Source organism: Bacillus sp. ms-22, assembly GCF_009759805.1.
In the GTDB taxonomy this organism is placed as follows: Bacteria; Bacillota; Bacilli; order Bacillales; family Bacillaceae; genus Bacillus; species Bacillus xiamenensis.
Genome location: NZ_CP046653.1, coordinates 1993313 through 2015604 on the forward strand (window position 1 = coordinate 1993313; position 22292 = coordinate 2015604).

General features: G+C 42.5%; 20 protein-coding genes and 1 pseudogene. 13 read left to right on the forward strand and 8 right to left on the reverse strand.

Annotated features, from left to right (window positions below; translation table 11 throughout):
- The first annotated feature begins 11 nt into the window (after nucleotides 1-11).
- From dacB to GPA07_RS10475, 3 genes are all read left to right on the forward strand, one after another.
- The gene (dacB, locus tag GPA07_RS10465) at nucleotides 12-1496 is read left to right on the forward strand and encodes a D-alanyl-D-alanine carboxypeptidase/D-alanyl-D-alanine endopeptidase (RefSeq protein WP_157292502.1); all 1485 of its coding nucleotides are present in this window, start codon (nucleotides 12-14) and stop codon (nucleotides 1494-1496) included.
- Nucleotides 1497-1514: 18 nt separating this feature from the next.
- Nucleotides 1515-2882, forward strand: coding sequence for an MATE family efflux transporter (locus GPA07_RS10470; RefSeq protein WP_071169091.1), 1368 nt, complete (start codon nucleotides 1515-1517; stop codon nucleotides 2880-2882).
- 479 nt (nucleotides 2883-3361) lie between these two features.
- On the forward strand, nucleotides 3362-4381 hold the full coding sequence (locus GPA07_RS10475; protein ID WP_008357275.1) for an LLM class flavin-dependent oxidoreductase: 1020 nt from the start codon (nucleotides 3362-3364) through the stop codon (nucleotides 4379-4381).
- 38 nt (nucleotides 4382-4419) lie between these two features.
- On the opposite strand, the gene GPA07_RS10480 is transcribed toward GPA07_RS10475, so the two are convergent.
- A complete protein-coding gene (locus GPA07_RS10480) occupies nucleotides 4420-5040 on the reverse strand; it encodes an acetate uptake transporter (RefSeq protein ID WP_008360540.1) in 621 nt (206 codons plus the stop codon).
- Nucleotides 5041-5181: 141 nt separating this feature from the next.
- Between GPA07_RS10480 and GPA07_RS10485 the strand changes: the two genes are divergently transcribed.
- A complete protein-coding gene (locus tag GPA07_RS10485; RefSeq protein ID WP_157292503.1) occupies nucleotides 5182-6003 on the forward strand; it encodes a uroporphyrinogen-III synthase in 822 nt (273 codons plus the stop codon).
- A 38-nt stretch (nucleotides 6004-6041) separates the two neighbouring features.
- Here GPA07_RS10485 and GPA07_RS10490 read toward each other — a convergent pair whose 3' ends face one another.
- The 3 genes from GPA07_RS10490 to GPA07_RS10500 are packed head-to-tail and all read right to left on the reverse strand — an operon-like array spanning nucleotide 6042 to nucleotide 7991.
- Nucleotides 6042-6644 (reverse strand): undecaprenyl phosphate transporter UptA, encoded by a 603-nt coding sequence (locus tag GPA07_RS10490; RefSeq protein ID WP_008360536.1) that lies wholly within the window; start codon nucleotides 6642-6644, stop codon nucleotides 6042-6044.
- Between the two features lie 53 nt (nucleotides 6645-6697).
- A complete protein-coding gene (gene galU, locus GPA07_RS10495) occupies nucleotides 6698-7579 on the reverse strand; it encodes a UTP--glucose-1-phosphate uridylyltransferase GalU (RefSeq protein ID WP_008360534.1) in 882 nt (293 codons plus the stop codon).
- A gap of 7 nt (nucleotides 7580-7586) precedes the next feature.
- Complete coding sequence (locus GPA07_RS10500; protein WP_008360532.1) at nucleotides 7587-7991, reverse strand: GtrA family protein; 405 nt, start codon at nucleotides 7989-7991, stop codon at nucleotides 7587-7589.
- Between the two features lie 167 nt (nucleotides 7992-8158).
- Between GPA07_RS10500 and GPA07_RS10505 the strand changes: the two genes are divergently transcribed.
- Both GPA07_RS10505 and GPA07_RS10510 read left to right on the forward strand, forming a co-directional pair.
- Complete coding sequence (locus GPA07_RS10505; RefSeq protein ID WP_071169093.1) at nucleotides 8159-8389, forward strand: excisionase family DNA-binding protein; 231 nt, start codon at nucleotides 8159-8161, stop codon at nucleotides 8387-8389.
- Between the two features lie 119 nt (nucleotides 8390-8508).
- Nucleotides 8509-9657: pseudogene (locus GPA07_RS10510) on the forward strand (IS3 family transposase).
- Nucleotides 9658-9699: 42 nt separating this feature from the next.
- Here the strand turns inward: GPA07_RS10510 and GPA07_RS10515 are convergent.
- From GPA07_RS10515 to GPA07_RS10525, 3 genes are all read right to left on the reverse strand, one after another.
- A complete protein-coding gene (locus tag GPA07_RS10515) occupies nucleotides 9700-11028 on the reverse strand; it encodes a (Fe-S)-binding protein (protein ID WP_008360522.1) in 1329 nt (442 codons plus the stop codon).
- Complete coding sequence (glcD, locus tag GPA07_RS10520; protein WP_157292504.1) at nucleotides 11025-12434, reverse strand: glycolate oxidase subunit GlcD; 1410 nt, start codon at nucleotides 12432-12434, stop codon at nucleotides 11025-11027. The genes GPA07_RS10515 and glcD overlap by 4 nt, the downstream gene beginning before the upstream one ends.
- 65 nt (nucleotides 12435-12499) lie before the next feature.
- On the reverse strand, nucleotides 12500-13633 hold the full coding sequence (locus tag GPA07_RS10525) for a CdaR family transcriptional regulator (RefSeq protein ID WP_157292505.1): 1134 nt from the start codon (nucleotides 13631-13633) through the stop codon (nucleotides 12500-12502).
- Nucleotides 13634-13755: 122 nt separating this feature from the next.
- Between GPA07_RS10525 and GPA07_RS10530 the strand changes: the two genes are divergently transcribed.
- Nucleotides 13756-14310: a hypothetical protein gene (locus GPA07_RS10530; RefSeq protein WP_008360515.1), complete on the forward strand. Its 555-nt coding sequence runs from the start codon at nucleotides 13756-13758 to the stop codon at nucleotides 14308-14310.
- 143 nt (nucleotides 14311-14453) lie between these two features.
- On the opposite strand, the gene GPA07_RS10535 is transcribed toward GPA07_RS10530, so the two are convergent.
- Entirely contained in the window at nucleotides 14454-15206 is a 753-nt protein-coding gene (locus tag GPA07_RS10535; RefSeq protein WP_008360513.1) for a DeoR/GlpR family DNA-binding transcription regulator, read from the reverse strand.
- 168 nt (nucleotides 15207-15374) lie between these two features.
- On the opposite strand from GPA07_RS10535, the gene GPA07_RS10540 reads away from it, so the two are divergent.
- The 6 genes from GPA07_RS10540 (at nucleotide 15375) to GPA07_RS10565 (ending at nucleotide 22280) form a co-directional block, all read left to right on the forward strand.
- Complete coding sequence (locus GPA07_RS10540; RefSeq protein WP_008360511.1) at nucleotides 15375-16181, forward strand: tyrosine-protein phosphatase; 807 nt, start codon at nucleotides 15375-15377, stop codon at nucleotides 16179-16181.
- A gap of 15 nt (nucleotides 16182-16196) precedes the next feature.
- On the forward strand, nucleotides 16197-17744 hold the full coding sequence (locus tag GPA07_RS10545) for a glycoside hydrolase family 10-like protein (RefSeq protein ID WP_232532038.1): 1548 nt from the start codon (nucleotides 16197-16199) through the stop codon (nucleotides 17742-17744).
- Nucleotides 17745-17887: 143 nt separating this feature from the next.
- Nucleotides 17888-19030, forward strand: coding sequence for an acyl-CoA dehydrogenase family protein (locus GPA07_RS10550; protein ID WP_071169098.1), 1143 nt, complete (start codon nucleotides 17888-17890; stop codon nucleotides 19028-19030).
- A 42-nt stretch (nucleotides 19031-19072) separates the two neighbouring features.
- Complete coding sequence (locus tag GPA07_RS10555; RefSeq protein ID WP_034739640.1) at nucleotides 19073-20710, forward strand: AMP-binding protein; 1638 nt, start codon at nucleotides 19073-19075, stop codon at nucleotides 20708-20710.
- Between the two features lie 8 nt (nucleotides 20711-20718).
- On the forward strand, nucleotides 20719-22068 hold the full coding sequence (locus GPA07_RS10560) for an acetyl-CoA carboxylase biotin carboxylase subunit (protein WP_157292507.1): 1350 nt from the start codon (nucleotides 20719-20721) through the stop codon (nucleotides 22066-22068).
- The gene (locus tag GPA07_RS10565; protein ID WP_008360500.1) at nucleotides 22065-22280 is read left to right on the forward strand and encodes an acetyl-CoA carboxylase biotin carboxyl carrier protein subunit; all 216 of its coding nucleotides are present in this window, start codon (nucleotides 22065-22067) and stop codon (nucleotides 22278-22280) included. Before GPA07_RS10560 ends, GPA07_RS10565 begins: the two co-directional genes overlap by 4 nt.
- The last annotated feature ends 12 nt before the right edge of the window (nucleotides 22281-22292 follow it).

Here is a 22292-nt window from a genome sequence, read left to right on the forward strand (position 1 = left end):
GGAGGGATTGCGTGAAACGTTTCTCACAGTTCATGTTTTTACAATTATGCATGTTGTCGATTTTATTTCTCCCTTTTTCAATGAAAAACGAACAACTAACGGCTCGTGATGACCAATCCAAATGGATAATAGCTTTAGACGAACTTATTCGCACAGCGCCTGATTTGGAGGGTGCTATCTCTGGCATCAGCGTCCGTGATACTTCTGACACCTCTCTACTTTATGAACATCAAGCTGACATCCGTCTTACTCCTGCTTCTAATATGAAACTACTCACATCAGCCATCGCCCTCGATATACTGGGTGAAAACCACACATTTCCTACAGACGTTTGGATGGATGGTTCTATTCAAAAGCACACATTACATGGCAACCTTTATCTCCGAGGCACTGGAGACCCGACATTGTTAGAGAACGATTTTGCTGCTTTAGCTAAGCAAGTCAAAAAGGCTGGAATACATACAATTCGTGGACAGCTTGCAGCAGATGATACTTGGTTTGATGACACGAGATATTCCATTGATCTTCCATGGAGTGATGAGGATCAATATTACGGCGCACAAATATCTGCTCTCACAGCTTCACCGAATCAAGATTATGATGCAGGAACCATCATTCTCGAAGTAAAGCCTGGAAAGAAGCAGGGGCAGAAGGCCGGCTATGACATAATCCCAAAGACTGATGTTGCTCAAGTCATCAACCGAGTAAAAACCGTTCCAGAAGGCGGGGAAAAGAAAATATCTTTTAAACGTTCTCACGGCACAAACGAGATTACGCTGACTGGGACTATTCCGCTAAATGCAAGTTCATCTAGACAATGGGTTGCATTATGGGAACCGGCAACCTATGCCTTAGATTTAATGAAACGTGCCCTAAAGGCTGAGGGGATTCAGCTGAACGGACCACTCACAACAAAACAAGTTCCTAAAAAAGCAAAAAAAATCGCTTCTCATTCATCAATGCCTTTATCAGAACTGCTTGTTCCCATGATGAAATTAAGCAACAATACGCATGCAGAAATTCTGTTAAAGGAACTTGGTAAGCGGGTAAAGAATAAAGGAAGTTTTGAAAAAGGGCTGGACGTGATCAATGAACGCCTTCCTGCCTTTGGCATAGATCCATCACTCACTGTGTTAAGAGACGGATCAGGCATATCACCGATTAACCTTGTCTCTGCAAATCAATTCACTCTCTTTTTGACAAACATTCAAAAGGAAAAATGGTTTAAAACCTATGTAAATGCGCTTCCGTTAGCAGGGGCAAGTGAGCGTATGGTGGGAGGTACATTAAGAAACAGATTGAAAGAACCAGCCACACTTGAGAAAGTACGTGCGAAAACAGGGTCATTATCAACTGTTAGCACACTTTCTGGATATATTGAAACACAACGCGGAAAGACACTTGCTTTTTCGATCTTATTCAATCATCTCGTTGATGACGAAAAAGGGAAAGTCATAGAAGACCGCATTGTGAGCATCTTAGCCGAGGATCTTTAGACAGAGAAGGGGAGCATCATGATGTTAGATAATCAACAATCTTTGGTAAAAACCATGTCCATCTTTTTGATTCCACTTTTATTGAGCAATATTTTACAATCAATCGGGCAGCTTGTGTCCATTGTACTTGTCGGCAGATGGATTGGAGAGGATGCAGTAGCTGCGATTTCTGCATTCTTTCCGCTTTTCTTTTTACTCGTTTCTTTTTCCATTGGGATTGGATCAGGGAGCTCGATCCTGATTGGACAAGCGTATGGAGCAAAAAATGAACAGAGATTAAAGGAAATAATAGGAACAACGCTTTCATTCACTTTTCTAACGGGGCTTATTTTAGCTATCATTGGCGGTTTTTTTGCAGCAGATATCTTACATTTGATGGGAACTCCTGCCAATATTATCGAGGAAAGTACTGCATATGCCAGAATTCTATTCATCTCAATGCCAATCTTATTTCTTTACTTTGTTTATACGACCTTTTTACGAGGAACAGGAGATTCAAAAACGCCTTTTTATTTCTTAATGATTAGTACGGGAACAAATATTTTACTTTTGCCGATTTTATTATTCGGCTGGCTCGGGCTTCCAGCTTTTGGTTTGTATGGCGCTGCGTATTCCTCTGTCATTTCTACAATTGTTACGTTTATCATTCTGCATATCTATCTTTATAAAACAAAGCACCCGCTGCGCGTTGATGCGTCGGTTAGAAAGCATTTATTGATGAAAGGGGATTTATTAAAAACGCTATTAAAGTTAAGTATCCCTTCAAGTATTAATATGATTCTCATTTCTTTATCCGAAATTGCTGTCATTTCTTTTGTCAACGATTATGGATCACAGGCGACCGCAGCCTACGGCGTTGTCAATCAAGTCGTCAGTTACGTACAGATGCCGGCAGTGAGCCTAGGAATTGCAGTTTCTATCTTCGCAGCACAATTCATTGGCGCAGGAAATATGAATCGTTTAAAAGATGTCATTAAAATTGGGCTGGGATTAAACTTTGCCATAGGCGGATTGATCATCTTGTTCGTTTATATATTTGCACCGCAAATTTTATCCATCTTTTTAACAGAGCCTGCCACAATTGACATCGCCTATAGTCTGGTCGTTATTACGCTATGGAGCTATCTCATTTTTGGAACGGCGCAAATCGTTGCAGCCACAATGAGAGCAAGCGGAACCGTTCTATGGCCGACCATCTTTAGTATTTGTTCCATTTGGCTTGTTGAAGTACCAGTTGCTTATGTGCTGTCACACTATACATCACTTGGGATCAAAGGAATTTGGATAGGCTATCCTGCAGCTTTTTTTGTAAACTTATTACTTCAATACGGCTATTATCGATTGGTATGGAAGAAAAAACAGATTGTTGCGCTTGTTCAATCATAAGGTGAAGATATCATTTGGCATGTACTGACGCAGACCTATTACTTTTTAGGAGGTCTGGTCTGCTATGTTTTTGAATCAAAGAAGTGAACGCATACCGGTGACTTCTTTGATGACGGACCTGATATGTAAAGCTGACGCGGGAAAGCTTTTGTTCCATTGCAAACGAGTTGAAAAATCGTTTGACCGAATATGGACTGTGCTTAGTCTCATCTGACAATGAAATCACTTTGAGAAACAAAGGCCCTAACGGATGTATGACCTATTTGCCATAGCAAAAAACGAACGGATTGTACACATGTCTCGGCTCTTAAAATGGATATTTGATTCTATGTGTCATTGCTCCAATTGGAAGTGAGACCTAGAAAAATTATCATTTCGACAATCATCGAATCAAATCATTTAAAAGTTAAATGGTTTTATGTTATGGTGTTGAAAGGATAAAACTAGTATGATTTATGACAGAAATGGGGACATCATTTATGAGTCAATCAAGTTTACAGGGCAAAGCATATTCCGTTTTAAATTTATCCTCTGTGACAGAAGGCGGCACCATTAAAGAATCTTTTGAGCATAGTATGGATTTAGCAAAAAAGGCAGAGAAGTGGGGCTATCATAGATATTGGCTGGCAGAACACCATAACATGGAAGGGGTTGCGAGCTCAGCAACGTCTGTCTTGATTGGATATATTGCTGGTGGCACCAAAACAATCCGCGTGGGTTCTGGCGGGATTATGCTTCCAAATCACTCTTCACTTGTCATTGCAGAGCAATTTGGAACACTGGAGACATTGTATCCGGGGAGAATTGATTTAGGTCTTGGCCGGGCACCAGGGACGGATCAATTAACGGCAAGAGCTCTCAGACGAAATCTTCATCATGGAGAAGATTTCCCGGAGCAGCTTGAAGAGCTTCGGCAATATTTCAAACCGGCAGGTCAGGTCAAAAAACATGTAAGAGCCGTTCCTGGAGAGGGATTAGATATTCCGATTTGGCTTCTTGGTTCAAGCGGATTTAGCGCAAGGCTTGCAGGAGAACTTGGACTGCCTTTTGCCTTTGCGGCACATTTCTCACCTAAAAATACCATTCCTGCTTTAGAGTTGTACAGACAATCATTCCAACCTTCTGATGTGTTAAAAGAGCCTTATGCCATGGTTGGTGTGACAGTCATTGCTGCTGATCAAACAGAGCGGGCTGAATATTTGGCGACCTCTCATTATCAGCGGTTTTTGAGTCTCATTCGCAATACACCAGGAAAACTAAAGGCCCCTGTTGAAAGTATGGATGGGCTGTGGAGTCCATATGAGAAGGCGATGGTTGACGAACAATTAAGCTCAACGATCATTGGGGATAAACAAAAGGTGAAAAAAGAATTGGAAGCCTTTATTGAAGCGACGCAAGCAGATGAAGTGATGATTAATTCTGATATGTATGACCATCAAGAAAGAATGCGTTCTTATGAAATCATTGCGGATATCTTTCAAGAGGAACAAGAAAAATAAGCATCAAAAAAGAACTGCAAAGAGCAGTTCTTTTTTATTTATGCTTTTGTAAAAATGCGAAATGGCTGGCCAACTGGCAGTACGATCCGCCCAAAATGGGTATTCAGTACAACAGCTGCAGAACCATAAAATGAAAGCAGGGAAATGATCAATTCTGCAATTCCAGCCATCATATGAGTCACATCATACATCACACCAAACGAGCTAAGGGAAAGGCCAATGAATAAGAAATCAATAAAGACGAAAATCATAAATAACACTTTATGTGTTTCCATTGCACCAATCGTCATAAATAAGCTGAAAATTAAATAACCAATAAAAGCAAAACCTAATTGTTTTGGATCAGCAGCTCCCGCAAGCGTTTTCCCAAAAACGCCAGCTTGAATGAGCCAAGTGGTTCCAACACCCATCCAAAAAAGGCCGAACGCCCCAAAAGCAGTCGCTCCAAAAATATTATGATGCTTTGAATCTTGTATGGACGCGATGAGTTGCGCGATTCCTCCAAGGAAGATAGCCCAAGGTAAGATAAGGGAAGTGCCATCTGTCATTCCTAATTTTTGAGAGGACGCAACAAGCGTCACCATTGCTAAACCAAACAAACCAAGTGGTGTTGGGTCTGCAATTGATAATCGAATTGCTTGAACATTCTGTTTTTCCATCATGACCTCCTACAATTTGCACTTACAAAAGATACTCGAATTCGATAGAAACGTCAAGCTCTTTTTTAGTAGACACTTGCATGGTCTTCCAAATCAATCTATATTTAATACATATACTTGTGATAGAAAAAGAGGGATAGAATGAGTAAAGGCTTAGCTGGAAAAACCATTGCCATTTGTGGAACGAGAAAAACTGAAGAAATGCGTACACTTGTTGAAAAGCAAGGAGGACAAGCCGTTATTCGTTCTCTTCAAGGAACTGTATTTTTAGCCAAAGAAGAGTTAAAGCCGGGGATTGAAACCTTTGTGAAGCAGGGATCTGACTGGGTGATTTTAACAACGGGAATTGGCACAGAAACATTAATTGAAAGTGCAGAAGAGCTGCAGCTTGGAGACGCTTTTATGAACATTTTATCAAACGCGCACATCGCTTCCAGAGGGTACAAAACCTTTGCGGCTCTAAAAAAACGCGGAATTCAGCCAGATGTTTCTGATGAAGATGGAACCGTTCGTGACCTCATTTCAAAGCTTGAAGACAAAGAGTTTCAAGGCAAGCGTGTTATGGTGCAGCTTCACGGTGAAAACGCGCCAGCTCTCATCCAGTTTTTACATGACAAGGGAGCAGATGTTTTGCAGCTGCTGCCATATCAGCACACGCCTCCTGAACCAGAGGTTGCTGAAACGCTGCTTCAAGAAATGAAAGAAGGAACGGTCCATGCTGTTTGTTTTACGACCGCTGTCCAGGTTCATGCTTTTTTCAAGATAGCAGCAGAATGGGGCAGAAAAGAAGAATTGCAAGCTTTATTCGAGCAACATGTATTGGCTGTCGCTGTCGGAAAAGTCACAGCTGAAGGTTTAAAAGAAGAGGGAGTCAACCGCATTCTTACCCCGTCACTTGAGAGAATGGGTGCAATGATTATGGAATTATCCCAATATATGAAAAAACAATCGACACACTCATAAAAAAACGCCTTTCACAATATGTGTGGAAGGCGTTTTCGTTAGATTGTCCGTTTTCGATTCGTGCGAATTTTTTTCAGTACGAAATACAGAACGATGAGGACGATGGCAATGGCCATAATCGGCGTTGTATAAGCGTGAGCAACACTTTGAATATGATCCCATTTTGTCCCAAGCTGCATACCGAGATAAATAAATAGGATGGACCAAGGGATGGCGGCTAGTCCTGTCAAGAGAACAAATTTGAAAAATGGCATTTTGGCAATACCAGCTGGAATCGAGATCGCATGGCGCACAACAGGGATAAATCGTGCTGTAAACACGACACCTGTTCCATAGCGGTCAAACCAGCGCTCTGCCGTAGCAATATGATGCTCGTGGATGAATAAATATTTCCCGTATTTTGTTAAAAAAGGTCTCCCGCCGTAAAGACCAATCCAGTAAATAAAGCACTGGGCAAGCGTTCCTCCAATGACTCCAGCAATGACAGCTCCAACAAAACCAATGGTGCCTGTTGACACCATATATCCGCCATAGGCAAGGACAATTTCACTTGGAATAATTTCAATCATAAGTCCAAGTGCAACACCTGCGTAACCAAGGCTGGTCAGCCAGGTTAAAATTTCAGTAAACAAGGTTCCCATTCATTTCACTCTGCCTTTAAATACGAATTTTCTTCAAGCATCCTGATAAGAGCTTATGCTTGTTTTGCTTCTCTCATGAGTATGCTTTGCATATATGCTAGCATGGCTGACCGCATATCATGACGCATTAATCCAATTTCGGCCGCTGCCTTAAAAGAGCCAAGTTTATCGCCGACATCAAACCTCATGCCATCTAATTGTTTTGCATAAATAGGGGATTGATGTGCAATGAATCTCAGAGCATCTGTCAGCTGTATTTCGTTACCGGCACCTCTCTCAATTTTTTCTAAAACTGAAAAAATTGACGGGGTGAGAATGTATCTGCCCATCACGGCTAAATCGGAAGGCGCCTCATGAATAGCTGGCTTTTCCACCAAGTCTGTGACTTCAATCACTTGACCGTCTACTCTAGCTGGTCTTATCATACCATACTTGTTGACATCTAGACGATCCACTTGCTGAACACCAATGACCTCTCTTTGTTTCTCCTCATAGACTTCCATGAGCTGAGAGAGAGCTGGCTTTTCTGATACCATCACATCATCCCCTAAAAGAACCGCAAAAGGATCATTTCCGGTAAAATGACGTGCACATAATACCGCATGTCCAAGGCCTAAAGGTTCCTTTTGGCGGATATAATGAATATTGGCCATATCTGCAATATGCTTGATTTCAGCCAGTTGTTCCTTTTTCCCTTTTTCGAGCAAATTTTGTTCAAGCTCAATCGAGCGGTCAAAGTGATCTTCAATAGATTTTTTATTCCTTCCTGTAATAATGAGAATATCTTCAATTCCAGATTGAACAGCCTCCTCTACTATGTATTGAATAGCGGGTTTGTCGATAATAGGTAGCATTTCCTTTGGCTGTGCTTTAGTAGCTGGTAAAAAACGTGTACCTAATCCTGCTGCTGGTATAACGGCTTTTTTGATGTTCATTGAATCATCACTCCATTTCTGATGGTTTACTTTCTGTTTGAAAAACCCAAATGCGGCTTCCAGTAAAAGTGATCATAAGGCCCACTAGGGTGCCAACTGCTTTACTGATGAATAATGAGAAACCTGCTAGCTGCGTGACATATAAGACAACATAAGTAAGGAGACACGCTGCCCCGTTGACAGTGATCCATTTGATCCATTCCCATTTATCAGCTTTCTTTTTCACTTGAAACGTCCATTTTCGATTCCAAATATAACTGTTCAGCATTCCTGCAGTATAGGAAAGGCACTGTGCAAGAAAAGAGGGGACAAGGCAGGCAGTGAGAAAAAAGAAGATAATAAAATCAATCAGCGTATTGCTGACGCCTACGATTGAAAATGCCGCATAGGTCCGAATGTTTCTCTTTGTCATGTGAAGGACCGTCACCTCCTAGTGTTTGAGTGGGTGTATAACTACTGTACAAAAACGAGTTGACGAATCAGTGAAGAAAAGATGAAAAAAACATGAACAGACTGGATCCGTTTTTTCACCAGCTCGTGATATAATTTGTGAGATAAAACAAACGGTGGTGCACATTCATGTATTTAACAATTGCAGAAACAGCTGAATACCTCGAAGTATCAGAAGCGTATATTGAAAAATTAATGCAGCAAAAAAAGATCCGTTACGTATTCGACGGAGAATCATATTTGATTTATCAAGGACAGTTTCAAACCCATATGAAGCAGCTAAAGCAATATAAAGAGCTCATCCAAGAAATCTTAAATGAACCGATTCCTGAGGACCCCGACGTCAAAGATGAAGATTAAAAAAGACTGTATGAGAAAGGAAGAACGGGACTGACCCCATAAAGTGAGACAAATAAAAACACCTTTAAGTTGAAAATCGGGTATATCATATCTGAAAACAATTTGGAGGTGTTTTTTGTATGGGAACAAGAGTCAGTTACCCCGCAAGTGTAAAAGAAGAGGCGGTTCAGATGAAGTTGGCAGGAGTCTCAACAAAAGAAATCATGGACAAGCTAGGAATTAAGAATAAAACACAAGTGAAAACTTGGATGAAGTGGTATCACAATGGTGAAACCCACCGGTTTCATCAACCTGTTGGAAAGCAGTATTCATACGGTAAAGGACCTGAATACCAAGATGAAAACGAGAGATTGAAAACAGAAAATCGCTATCTAAATCAACAAATAGACATATTAAAAAAGTACCGAGAATGGGAAAGGTGGTGGAGAAAGAAGCACTCGTGTCGATCTACGAAACGGTAAAAGATAAAGTGAGTGTCAGTGAATTCTGTCAGCTATTTGAAGTGGCTAAATCAACATTTTATCGTTGGAAAAAACAAGATCATCATCACTCAAAGCAACATGGGTTAATCAAGCTTATTTCAACACTTTGTAAGTTGCACAAGTATACGTATGGGTATCGTAAAATAACGGCTCTTCTACGCAAAGAAATGAAGATCAACCATAAGAGAGTACAACGAATGATGCAAACCTACGGTTTGCAGTGTCGTGTGAAAGTGAAAAAGCGTAAACAGACCGGTCAACCCTATTGCAGAAAATCACTTAAAACGAGATTTTTCTGCGACCAAGCCACTTGAAAAACTGGTGACAGATATCACGTATTTGCCATTTGGGCAAAAAATGCTTTATCTATCCAGCATAAAAGATTTATATACAAGTGAGATTGTGGCTTATACGATTGGTGATAAACAGGATGTTTCTCTTGTTTTAGATACATTGAAGCAGTTAAAGACACTGCCTAAAGGCTGCGTACTTCATAGTGATCAAGGTTCGGTCTACACTTCTTATGCTTATCAAAAGGAGATAAAGGAAAAAGGCATTACCATGAGCATGTCCCGTAAGGGAATGCCCGCTGATAATGCCCCCATCGAATCCTTCCACTCAAGTTTAAAATCAGAAGGATTTTATCTCCACCACCTGACAAACACTACAACAGCCATTGTAGAAAAAACAGTCAGGGAGTATATTGATTATTATAACAATATCCGAATTCAATTGAAATTAAACAGCCAGTCACCAAAAGAGTTTCGGCAACTGGCTGTTTCGTAAAGGTGTTTTGATCCCTGTCTCAAAAACGGGGGTCAGTCCCCTTCATGAACTAGACGCTTTTTTTCCATATTGAACGGCTTCTAATAAAAAGTCAGCTAGATGAACAGCCCTCATGTCATGCGCATGTCCTGACTTTTTGACGCCTGCCGCCATTTGCAGCTGACAGCCTGGATTAGATGTAACAATCGCTGTCGCTGCTGTTTGATTTGCTTCCATCATCTTATGATCTAAAATTTGCATCGACATTTTTGGTTGCAAAATGTTGTAAATGCCTGCTGAACCGCAGCAGCGATCTGCATGTTTCATTTCTTTCAACGTCACACCTTCAATGGCTTTCATAAGTACCCTCGGCGCCTTATCTACACCCATTCCATTCCGTAAATGACAAGAGTCTTGGTAGGTGATGACCTGCTCTGGTAAGGCCAATGGCGCGTGGCGGTGAAACTTTAGCTCTACAAGGATGGTGGATATATCTGTTATCTTCTGCGAAAAGGCCTCACTTCGTTTTTGAAAAGCTGGATCATCCTTCAGCAAATGACCATAATCACTTAAAAAGGCGCCGCAGCCGCCCGCATTCATGACAATGGCTTCAGCATCCGTTTCCTCAAATGCTTCAATATTCCGCTTGGCTAACTGTTTCGCTTGGTCCTTTTCTCCGCTATGACCATGAAGCGCTCCGCAGCACGTCTGGATAGGAGGAACGATAACATCGCAGCCTGCGAGCTGAAGGAGCTGAATCGTCGCTTTATTTGTACTGGAAAAAACCGTATCCATTAAACAGCCGGAAAAAAAGGCCACCCGTTTTTTTACTGGACCAATGGCTTTATATTTTTTCAAACGATTTTTCTTTTGAGGCGGCACCTTTGGAAGCGCCTGTTCCATCAGCTGTAAATGTGAGGGAAGCACCTTTAGCATGCGAGTCTTGCGGGCGGCCGTTTGCAGACCAGATGTTTGATAAAATCGAAGAAGGCCAGCTGCTTTCCGCATACGGCTTTGTGAAGGGAAGAGACCTTTAAACACCATGCGCCTCATCAATTTGACGGGTAACGATTGTGGTTTATGCTGCTGAATGATGTCTCTTGCATCTTCCAGTAACCGCCCATACTTGACGCCTGAAGGGCAGACCGGTTCACATGCCCGGCAGCCGAGACAGAGATTGAGGGAGTGTTCAACATCTTCATCAGGTTCAATGATACCGTCTCTGACCGCCTTCATTAACGCAATTCGTCCCCGAGGAGAGTGTGTTTCTTGTTGCCCAGATTCAATATAGGTAGGGCAGGAAGGCAGGCAAAAGCCGCAGCGCATGCAGTTGAGCAGTTCCTTTTCATCCATTTGCTGCTGGAATTTTTGCTGAATCTCTTTTTGACTCATGAGACCACCACCCGCTTTCTTGTTGATTTTCCAAACACTTTATCAGGATTCATGATATGAGCAGGGTCTAGCGCCTGTTTGATCGCTTTCATCGCAGCAATTCCTTCTTTTTTGACCTTCAGCTCCAAATAGGGCGCTTTCATGAGACCTACGCCATGTTCACCCGTAATGGTGCCGCCAAGTGCAACGGCTTTTTCAAAAATGGCCTGAAAGGCTGCTTCTACACGTTTCATTTCTTCTTCATTTCTTGCATCTGCTGCACAAGTAGGATGTAAGTTCCCATCACCTGCATGCCCAAATGTACAAATAGTCACGTCGTATTTTTGAGCAATTTCTTCAATCGCTCGAACCATGTTGGCAATTTCAGAACGAGGAACGGTGGCATCCTCTAAAATAGTGGTCGGGCTGAGCCGGGCGAGGGCAGATAAAGCTGAGCGTCTCGCCGTTAAGAGCGTACTTGCCTCTTCTTCAGAGCGGGCGATATTGACGCTTTTTGCCCCATGCCGCTGACAGACTTCAGCCATTTTTTTGATATCACGTGAAACAGCCTCAGGGATGCCGTCCTGTTCGATTAATAACACTGCCTGAACATCAGTAGGCAGGCCGATTTTTGCAAAATCTTCAACGACTGCAAGGGTCGGCTGATCCATGAATTCTAATGTAGCAGGAATAATGCGCTCAGCAATGATAGCTGAAACAGAAGTAGCGGCTTCTTCTAGGCTTTCGTATAAACAAAGCATCGTTTGTTTCGTTTCTGGAAGCGGCAGGAGCTTCAACGTGGCTTCTGTGACAATTCCGAGCGTTCCTTCTGAACCAACGAACAATCGAGTCATATCATATCCAGCCACATCCTTTGCCAGCTTCCCGCCTGTTTTGATGATGTCACCATTTGGCAGAACCACTTCAAGTCCAAGCACGTAATCTCTTGTCACCCCATACTTTAAACCTCTCAGCCCCCCTGAATTTTCGTTAATATTTCCGCCTAATGTGGAAATTTTCATCGAGCTTGGGTCAGGCGGGTAGAAGAGACCTTTTTCCTCGACTTGCCGAATGAATTCTTGCGTAATCAAACCAGGCTGTACCGTTGCGGTCAGGTTTTCTTCGTCTATTTCTATTAATTGGTTCATTCTTTTGAAAAGAATGACTAATCCGCCTTGAGCAGGGCATGTTCCTGCACAAAGATTTGTACCCGATCCTCTTGGCACAATTGGCACGTTGTATTGAGCGCAAAGCCGCACGATTTCCTGCACTTCCTCAGCTGTGTGAGGGCTTACAATAGCATCTGGCATATGTTGAAAATTTGGTGTCGCATCATAAGAGTAGGCAAGACGATCCGCCTTGCTGTCTTGGACATAAGACGCACCGACAATGTCTTTTAATTGATTTGAAAATTCTGAATCTAACATGTGCAATCACTCCCACTCGTTTCTTTCAGTATAAAAAAAGAACCGTCTCATGCCTATGGACGATTCTACAAAATATCACGCTGTTTTATAGGTTTCTTTGTATCATCATCCAACAGCATCAATGCCAAATAAAAGAGCATCGCATCTTGCATCCGTTTTGGATCAAGTGTCGTTAAATCCTGAATACGTTTTAACCTGTAATGCAGTGTATTAATATGTACATGCATGGCTTCAGCTGTATGTTTCAATGAGTAATCAGAAGCTATGAGTACCCGCAATGTTTTCACTAGTTCAGAATAGGGGAGAAGGGGCGCAATCGTTCGATCGAGAAACACACCTTTCGTTTCCTGACTGATTTCCTCAATCAAAAGCTCAAGTGTCAAATCTTCATCAAATACAATCGGTGTATCAGCATGCGCCAATTTTAAAGCGCGAAAGGCTTGATGAAAGGACTGCTTCATGACATGAGAAGCTGATGGTTTCCCCGCACCAATCAACATTCTTGATGAAGAAAGGGCTGCGAGCGCAGCATGGATACGGAACAGGCGCTGCTGAAATGCATCACGATCACCAGACGTCGTTTCCAGCATGAGCAAAAACCGCGCATGTCCCCAGCGCACGATAATCTCCTGACTCGTGAGGTGCAGTTTGTCCTTCATCACTTGATATTGATCCTGCTTCATAAACGATTCATCTTGACAATCAATCAGTACCACCGCACGCTGCTTTTTGACATCAAGATGCAGCCGCTGCGCCTTTTCAGTGATATCAACAGCTGTCTCTGGCAGATGAAGCCAGTCAAACACAAACGCTTCAAGCTGTCGTTCATCTGTTTCCGTTTCTTGAAAGAATTCATGCTCTTGAATGAGCAGCTCTGTCATTTTACGTAAAATGTCGCCAAAAGGGGACACGTGCACAGGATCTCCTGTCATCCCAATCACACCAATGACCTCTTGCTTAAAATAAATAGGCAGATTGATGCCGGCTTTGACGCCTTTCATATGCTGCTGGTCATCCTTTGTGAGGATTCGTTTCTGCCCTTCAAAGGACGTGACATATGCGCCTTCATGAAATTGACCAATGCGTGCTGGATCTGTTGCGGCAATGATGGTACCGTTTGGTTGTGTGATGATGATTTCTTCCGTCAGTACCTTTTTGATCTCGTCTACGATTTTTTCTGCCAGTGTCATTGTGAGCAAAACGGTCCCCTCCGAGATGTTTCTTTTTACACTATGATATCATATGCTTAGGCATATCTTTCTTTTCCTGTGTTATGCTAAAATAAAAAACGCAAATGACGTAGATGAAAGGAGATACAGCCATGTCACTGCAAAATCGCTTACAAGATTTACTGAAAGAAGGGCAGGCGCTTACAGACTTTGAATATGCCGAAGCTGCACGTCAAAATTGGCCGTTAGAAGGGGCAAAAATGAAAGAAGAAGCACGCTTTGCCGATAGCTATATAGAGCGTGTGGACAAGGAATCAGAGGAAATGATTCAAACAGAAGCCGTGTCCTTTTTAAATACACCCCTTACATATGTAAAAAAACAACCAAACGAATTCATTTATATCGAATCGAAATGGTTTGATGTGGTGAAAGTCGATGGACTGGCCATAGAATGGGATGAAGTATTTCAGACGTATACCGCATTATTCGGATTGAAACGTCCTAAAAAAGATACAGGATTACTAAAAGAGATGCTCTCAGAATTAAATGGTGCTCAGCTCCAATTTAATGGACAAGACGGCTTATTTGATATCAATATTCCGCTGCTTGAACTTGAGAACATCCAAGAAGATACGCCTATTATTGATGCGATCTCAGCGGTATACCGTTATTTATTCCACTTGATCCTGCAGCTTGAAAATGAATGAACCAAAAAACGGCTCAAATTCCTGAGCCGTTTTTTGATAGCAAAATGGTGCTTTTCCCACCCAAAGGCTCCAATCGGCATTTCCCTTTTCAACCATTGTGCAAAAGAAAAAAGCCAAAATGCTCTTGGCTTTTTCTGCATGAACTAAGGCGTGACAAACTTCACATCATGCTCTTTTCCATATTGAAGATAATTTTTAGAAGGCTGCTCGTTGGTCACGACGACGTCTATTTCTTTTAAATCACAAAACGTGGTCAAAGCATAATGATCAAATTTACTATCATCGACTAATAAAAAGGTTTTCGCGTTTTTTTCAACAAGTGTCTTTTTTATATCTGTCTCAAGCGGGGAAGAATTCGTGACCCCATGATCAATGGATAAACCAGTTGACGCAATAAACGCTTTATTGACATTATATGCTTTTAGACGCTCTACACTTTGATAGCCAACGAAAGAATTTGTTTTTCTCTCTAGCATGCCGCCGGTCGAAAAGATGGTGAGATTTTCATAAGGCATGGCCTGCGTAATGAAATCCACGTTATTTGTCACAACAGTTATCTGTTTCTCTGTCAAATAAGGAAGCATCTCAAGCGTTGTCGTACCAGAATCAACAAAAATCATATCACCCTGTTCGACAAAAGCGGCGGCGGCCTGTCCGATCAATTGTTTTTTACTCAGCTGCCGCGTCTTTCGCTCCTGATATACGACTAAAGTTGAGTGATTCACAGCAACGCCGCCATAGACTTTTTTGAGCACGCCGGATTCTACCAATGCTTGTACATCTCGGCGTATTGTGTTTTTTGAGACGCCAAAATGTGCCACAAGCTCATCAAGAGAGGCAGATTCCCGGTCAAACACATACTCTTTTATTTGCTGAATACGTTTTGTTTTTATCATGCTATAATCTCCAATCAATACGAATATGCTGATTCTATTATAACAATAATTTCAGGCAAAAGATGACACTGATCCATATGGAGGCTTAATGGTTTTTTCGCTTAGCTTTTCTCATATTCCATAAAAGCGTATGATAGAGAAAAGAGGATAGAAAGGATTTTCACTCCTATGAATCAATCCAACATACAATTTTCAAAGCTTGCGAATTTTAGAGAAGTCGGCGGACTCCAAACAACGGATGAAATGGTCATCAAACAAGGCATGATTTATCGATCCGCAGATTTATCACGTCTCACAAAACAAGATAAATGCACGTTCTCAACACTTGGGATTCAAACCGTTTGTGACCTCCGGACAAGCTCAGAACGCAAATCAAACCCACCAAAGATCAAGGAACATGACAAAATTGTTCATATCCCTATGCAGCCTGACAGTATGATGCCTAGTAAATGGAGCATGTTTCGTATGCTGACAACAAAAGGAAGGTCTCTATCCTTTACGCCGATCATGAAATATTTATATCAAAGCATGCTCACTGAGCGAAAAAAAGAGATTCAGCAATTGTTCACAATACTGTCAGATGAGGAAAATTATCCGCTCATGCTTCACTGTACAAGCGGAAAGGACCGTACAGGCTTTTTATCTGCGCTCATTCAATTAGTAGCAGGTGTCTCGGTTCATACCGTTTTAGATGAATACATGCGCTCCAATGAAGGCGTGCAGATGCTTGTGAAAAGGCAGCAAAGATTTGTTCGCATGATGAGTTTATACCGGGTGTCAAAAGAACAAATCCAGCCGCTTCTCGGTGTGCAGAAGGATTATCTTGAGGATGTGCTGAAAGAAATGATGGAGACATATGGAAGTGCAGAGCGATATTTAATCGAAGCATGCGAAGTTCCGGAAGATCAGCTCCATCAAATGAAAAACATCTTGCTTACACCATCTGCTGGCATTCCATTTCGAACCTCAGAATAAACTTAGCATGAGGTGATGCAAATCATGCTGAAAAAAATCAGCATCATGTTTCTAACATTTGCTTTTATGTGTGTCTTCTTATTGATTCCATCTAGCAGTCTAGCTCGCCCTTTGATGAACGGGACGCTTGAGAGCAGCCGGGAGATGCGAGCGGTTTGGGTTGCATCGGTCTATAACTTAGATTGGCCATCAAAGAAAGGACTGCTCGCCCAAGAGCAAAAACGAGAGTTCATTCATCTGTTAGACGAGATCAAAGCGATGAATATGAACGCCGTCATCATGCAAATTAAACCAACAGCAGATGCCTTTTATCCTTCGGAATATGGACCATGGTCAGAATATTTGACCGGAACGCAAGGGAAAGATCCTGGATATGACCCGCTTGCGTTTATGGTAGAAGAAGCACATAAACGAGGCCTCGAATTTCACGCTTGGTTTAACCCATATCGAATCACAATGAATCATACAGACCTCAGCCGGCTGTCAGCCGATCATCCTGCAAAAGCACATCCTGACTGGACCATTGCCTACGGAAATCAGCTTTACTACAATCCCGGCATTCCTGACGCTCAGAAATTCATAGTAGGAGGCATAGCGGAAGTTGTGAAGAATTATGATATTGATGCGGTGCATATGGACGATTATTTTTATCCAAATAAAATGGCCGGTGTCCCATTTCCAGATCAAGAAACGTATGAAACCTATGGAAAAAAAGCATTTACACACATAGAAGATTGGCGAAGAGATAATGTAAACCAATTGGTGAGGCAAATCAATGAAGCCGTTAAAAAAGAAAAGCCGTATGTGAAATTTGGTATTAGTCCATTCGGTGTATGGCGTAACATGAAAGATGATCCAACTGGTTCAAACACAACAGCAGGCATGACCAATTACGATGATTTATATGCTGATACAAGACAGTGGATTCAGCAGCACAATATTGACTACGTAGCCCCGCAAATTTACTGGAGCATTGGCTTTCAGGCAGCCTCCTATGACGTGCTAACGAAATGGTGGTCTCATGAAGTAAAGGGAGAGCCCGTTCACCTTTACATTGGTCAAGCGACGTATAAAATCAATCAAAACAGTGATCCTGCTTGGTCAGATCCCGAGGAGTATATTCGCCAAATCAAGCTGAACAGGCAGTCTCAGCTCGTGCAGGGAAGTATGCATTTTAGTTTAAAGGATATCAATCGAAACCCGTTGAATATCAAGAATCGATTAATAGAAGAAACCTATAGCAAACCGGCTATCATTCCAGAGATGCCATGGCTTCAACAAAAAGCGCCCAAAAAACCAATCATCCATGCTGTGAACAAGAGAGAAGATGGCGCAGTTTTAAGGATTCAACATGATCCGCACTCTACTGCATCCTATTATGCAGTCTATCGACTGTCGAAAAAAGGGACGTATGAATTAATCCAAACGGTCAGAAAAGAGAAAGGCACAATGACACTTGTCAAAGACCTTTCAGTACATCAGAAAAAGACATATACCTACAAAGTGACAGCGCTCAATCGCCTTCACCATGAAAGCAAGCCTTCTACAAAAACAGTCAAATAACAAAGAAAGCATAAATGAGGACTTTCCTCCATTTATGCTTTTTTTACTATTTTTATTTTAATTTTCTGAATTCAATTAAGCTTGGCATGAAGCAGCTACTTGATTAATAAATATGATAGAAAAGCGCCAAAGGGGGAAGCACAATGGATTTTGAATTAACGAAAGAGCAGCAAATGATCCGCCAGATGGTTAAAGAATTTGCAAAAACAGAAATTGCACCGCTCGCTCAAACGATTGATAAACAGGCTGTATTTCCTGTCAAAACATTTCAAAAAATGGGGGAACTCGGCTTTATGGGTATACCCTTTCCAGAGAAATATGGAGGGTCAGGAGGAGATACGATATCGTATGCGCTGGCTGTAGAGGAAATCGGAAAGCAGTGTGCCAGTACAGGTCTTAGCTATGCCGCTGCTGTCTCCTTAGGCGCAAGCCCGCTTTATTATTTCGGTACGGAGGAGCAAAAGATGGATCACCTTGTTCCGCTAGCGTCTGGAACAGCACTCGGTTCCTTCGGATTAACAGAACCAAACGCAGGATCAGATGCAAAAGGAACGAAAACAAAAGCAATCAAAGACGGACAAGAATATGTCATCAGCGGTGAGAAGTGCTGGATTACAAATGCCAATTTTGCTAGAACAATTATTGTCACCGCTGTGACAGATGATGATGAACATGGTCGTCCGATCATCTCAGCCTTCATTGTGGAGAAAGGACAAAAGGGGCTGTCGATTACAAATCCATATGACAAAATGGGGGTTCGCGGTTCAGATACGGCTGAGATCCTTTTAGACGAAGTGCGTGTCCCGGCACATCATATATTAGGAGACCCAGCGAAAGGGTTCAAGCAATTTTTATATACATTAGACGGGGGACGAATTTCCATTGCTGCTTTATCTGTTGGAATTGCGCAAGCGGCACTTGATGCTTCGCTTTCTTATGCAAAAGAAAGAAAGCAATTCGGGCAGACCCTCTCATCGTTTCAAGCCATTCAGTTTAAGCTGGCGGATATGGCGATGCAAATTGAGCTTGCAAGACAAATGGTCTGGAAAGCCGCTTGGCTGAAAGATCAAGGCAAACCGTTTACAAAGGAAGCCGCCTATGCCAAACTTTTCGCTTCTGAAATGGCGACAAAAGCAAGTCTTGATGCGGTTCAAATTCATGGCGGAACAGGCTATATGAAAGAATGTGGTGTTGAACGACTCGTGAGAGATGCGAAGCTGATGGAAATTGGAGAAGGAACCTCTGAAATTCAGCGGCTCGTCATCGCAAGACAGATGTTAGCGTAGCACCAGAATGAAAACGCTTACTATTGGTGAGGGAGGAAAGCAATGATGTCGATTCATCCACAAACGATTGGCTCCCTATTAAGAGAGAAAAAGGAGCGGCACCCAGCACATGAAGCCATTGTTTATCCAGAACGTTCTTTACGCTATTCATACGAAGCGTTTTATAGGGAGGTGAAGGAAACAGGGAAAGGTCTCATGGCATTCGGTGTTCAAAAAGGTGATCATATCGCCATCATGGCACCAAATGTTCCAGAATGGCTCATCCTGCAATTTGCCTGCGCCTCCATTGGAGCTGTTCTTGTCACTGTAAATACCAATTTTCAATCACAGGAACTCGCTTATTTACTCAAGCATTCTGATAGCAAAATGCTGTTTATCGTAGACGGCTTTAAAGAAACTTCCTATGTCAACATGCTTGAAGAGCTGATTCCAGAGCTTCAAACAGCTCATCATGGTGAGATCACATCCGCACAATATCCTTATTTAAAAAGCTGCGTGTATATCGGTCAGCGCGTACCAAACGGCATGCGCAGCTGGGACAGTCTTCAAGTGGCTGCCAAAAGAACAAAGGAGCATGAATGGGAGAACCGAATGGATGAACTCGTGCCTGATGACGTCATGAATATGCAATATACCTCAGGCACAACCGGTTATCCAAAAGGAGTCATGCTTAGTCATACAAACATCGTCTGTAATGCCAGTCAAATCGCAGATTGTATGAAGTTAACAGAGCAAGACCGTATGTGTATCCCTGTACCGTTTTTTCATTGCTTTGGCTCTGTTCTTGGTGTGCTTGCTTGTCTAACAAAAGGGGGAACGATCATCCCACTTGAATCTTTCCATCCGGAGCGAGTCCTTCAAACAGTTGAAAAGGAAAAGTGCACCGTTCTTCACGGTGTGCCGACGATGTTCATCGCAGAGCTCGATCATCCAAATTTCCACTCTTATGATCTGTCCACATTACGAACGGGCATTATGGCCGGCTCGCTCTGTCCATCCCATGTCATGAAAGCCGTCATAGAAAAAATGGGACTCAGAGAACTCACGATTGCCTATGGTCAGACCGAAAGCTCACCTGTCATTACCCAAACAAGAACCGATGATTCATTTGAAAGACGGGTTCAAACGGTCGGACGTGCGCTTCCTCAAATCGAAGTGAAAATTGTCTTACCGGGTACGTCAGAAGAAGTACCAAGAGGGGAGCAAGGGGAACTGTGTACAAGAGGTTATCACGTCATGAAAGGCTACTATAAAAACGAAGAAGCCACAAATGAAGTCATTGACGAGGACGGGTGGCTTCATACAGGGGATTTAGCTGAGATGGATCAGGACGGCTATGTAAAAATCACAGGACGGCTCAAAGATATGATCATCAGAGGCGGAGAGAATGTGTACCCAAAAGAGATTGAGGATGTCCTTTACACGCATCCCGCTATTCTAGACGCACAGGTCGTAGGCATTCCTGACGAGACATACGGAGAAGAAGCCGCTGCGTTCATTCGGCTCAAACAAGGCCAAACGGTCTCGATTGATAAATTAACCAGCTATTGTCAGTCTCAAATGGCACGCTACAAAATCCCGAAATACTTTTTCATTACAGATGAGTATCCAATGACCGCCTCAGGAAAGATTCAAAAGTTTCGACTAAAAAAGCAGGCGCTTGATCTAATAAAGGAGTGAAGGCAGCGATGTTTCAACAAGTATTGATCGCCAATCGAGGCGAAATTGCCCGTAGAATGATTCGGACATGTAAACGGCTCGGCATTAAAACGGTTGCCGTCTATTCAGAGGCAGATCAGTATGCACTTCATGTGCAAGAGGCAGACAGCGCCTATTTTATCGGTGGCTCAAAAGTATCTGAAAGCTATTTAAACATGGAGGCGATCATCGAGGTTGCCAAACAAACAAATACAGATGCCATCCACCCTGGATATGGCCTTTTATCAGAGAATGCAGCATTTGCTGAACGCTGCCGCAGTGAAGGCATCGCCTTTATTGGACCATCTGCACAAGTCATTCAGCAAATGGGGAATAAAATTGAAGCGAGAAAGACAATGGAACAAGCTGGAATCCCAATCGTTCCAGGTATTTCGGCCCCGCTCAATGATGCGGACGATGGGGTCAATAAAGCAAAGACGCTCGGTTATCCCATTATGCTGAAGGCATCGAGCGGCGGAGGAGGAATTGGCATGCAGCTCGTCCGAAATGACGAAGAGCTGTACAGAGCGTTTGAAGGAAATCAAAAAAGGGCGCAAAGCTTTTTTAATGACGGTACTTTGTACATGGAAAAGGTGATTGAGCATGCGCGCCATATTGAAATTCAAGTCCTTTTTGATTCCTTCGGCCATGGGGTTCACTTATATGAAAGAGACTGTTCACTCCAAAGAAGACATCAGAAAATCATTGAAGAAGCGCCAGCTGTCTGTCTCGATGAAGAAGTGAGGCATCAAATGGGGCAAATGGCCGTCAAAGCTGCCAAAGCCATTGGGTACGAAAATGCAGGGACGATTGAATGTTTAGTCGATGAAAACCAGCAATTTTATTTCTTAGAAATGAATACGAGATTACAAGTAGAACACCCTGTCACAGAAGAAATCACAGGCATTGATCTTGTCGAAGAGCAGCTGAAAATCGCTGCATTAGAGCCGCTGGCTTTCAATCAGGAGGACATTCATCCAATTGGGCATGCCATCGAAGTGAGAATCTACGCTGAAGATCCTGTCACATTTTATCCATCACCAGGAACAATCACTCGGCTTTCTGCACCTGAAGCCTCATATATCCGTCATGAGTCAAGCGTCACGAGTGGAAGCGTCATTACGCCATTTTACGATCCAATGATTGCGAAAATGATTGTTTACGGCGATACCCGAAAAGTCGCAATAGAACGATTAAAAACGGCATTACAAGCATATGAAATAGAAGGGATCAAAACCAATTTACCGCTTTTAAGGGAAATGGCCGGATCTTCTGCCTTTTTACATGGCAGTATGACAACCGATTTTCTGATGAAAAGAAGGGAGGAAAACCGTTCATGAAAACCGTCACAATACAAATGGCCGGCAACCTATGGAAGCTTCTTGTAAAACAAGGCGATGTAGTGCAAAAAGGGCAGGAGGTCGCCATTTTAGAATCAATGAAAATGGAGATTCCGATTGTTGCAGAAGAGGCAGGTGTAATTAGCAAAGTGTATAAGGCAGAAGGTGAATTTGTCGATGAGGGAGAGGTGCTTTTGGAGCTGACAGTATAGGAGGGAAGCCAC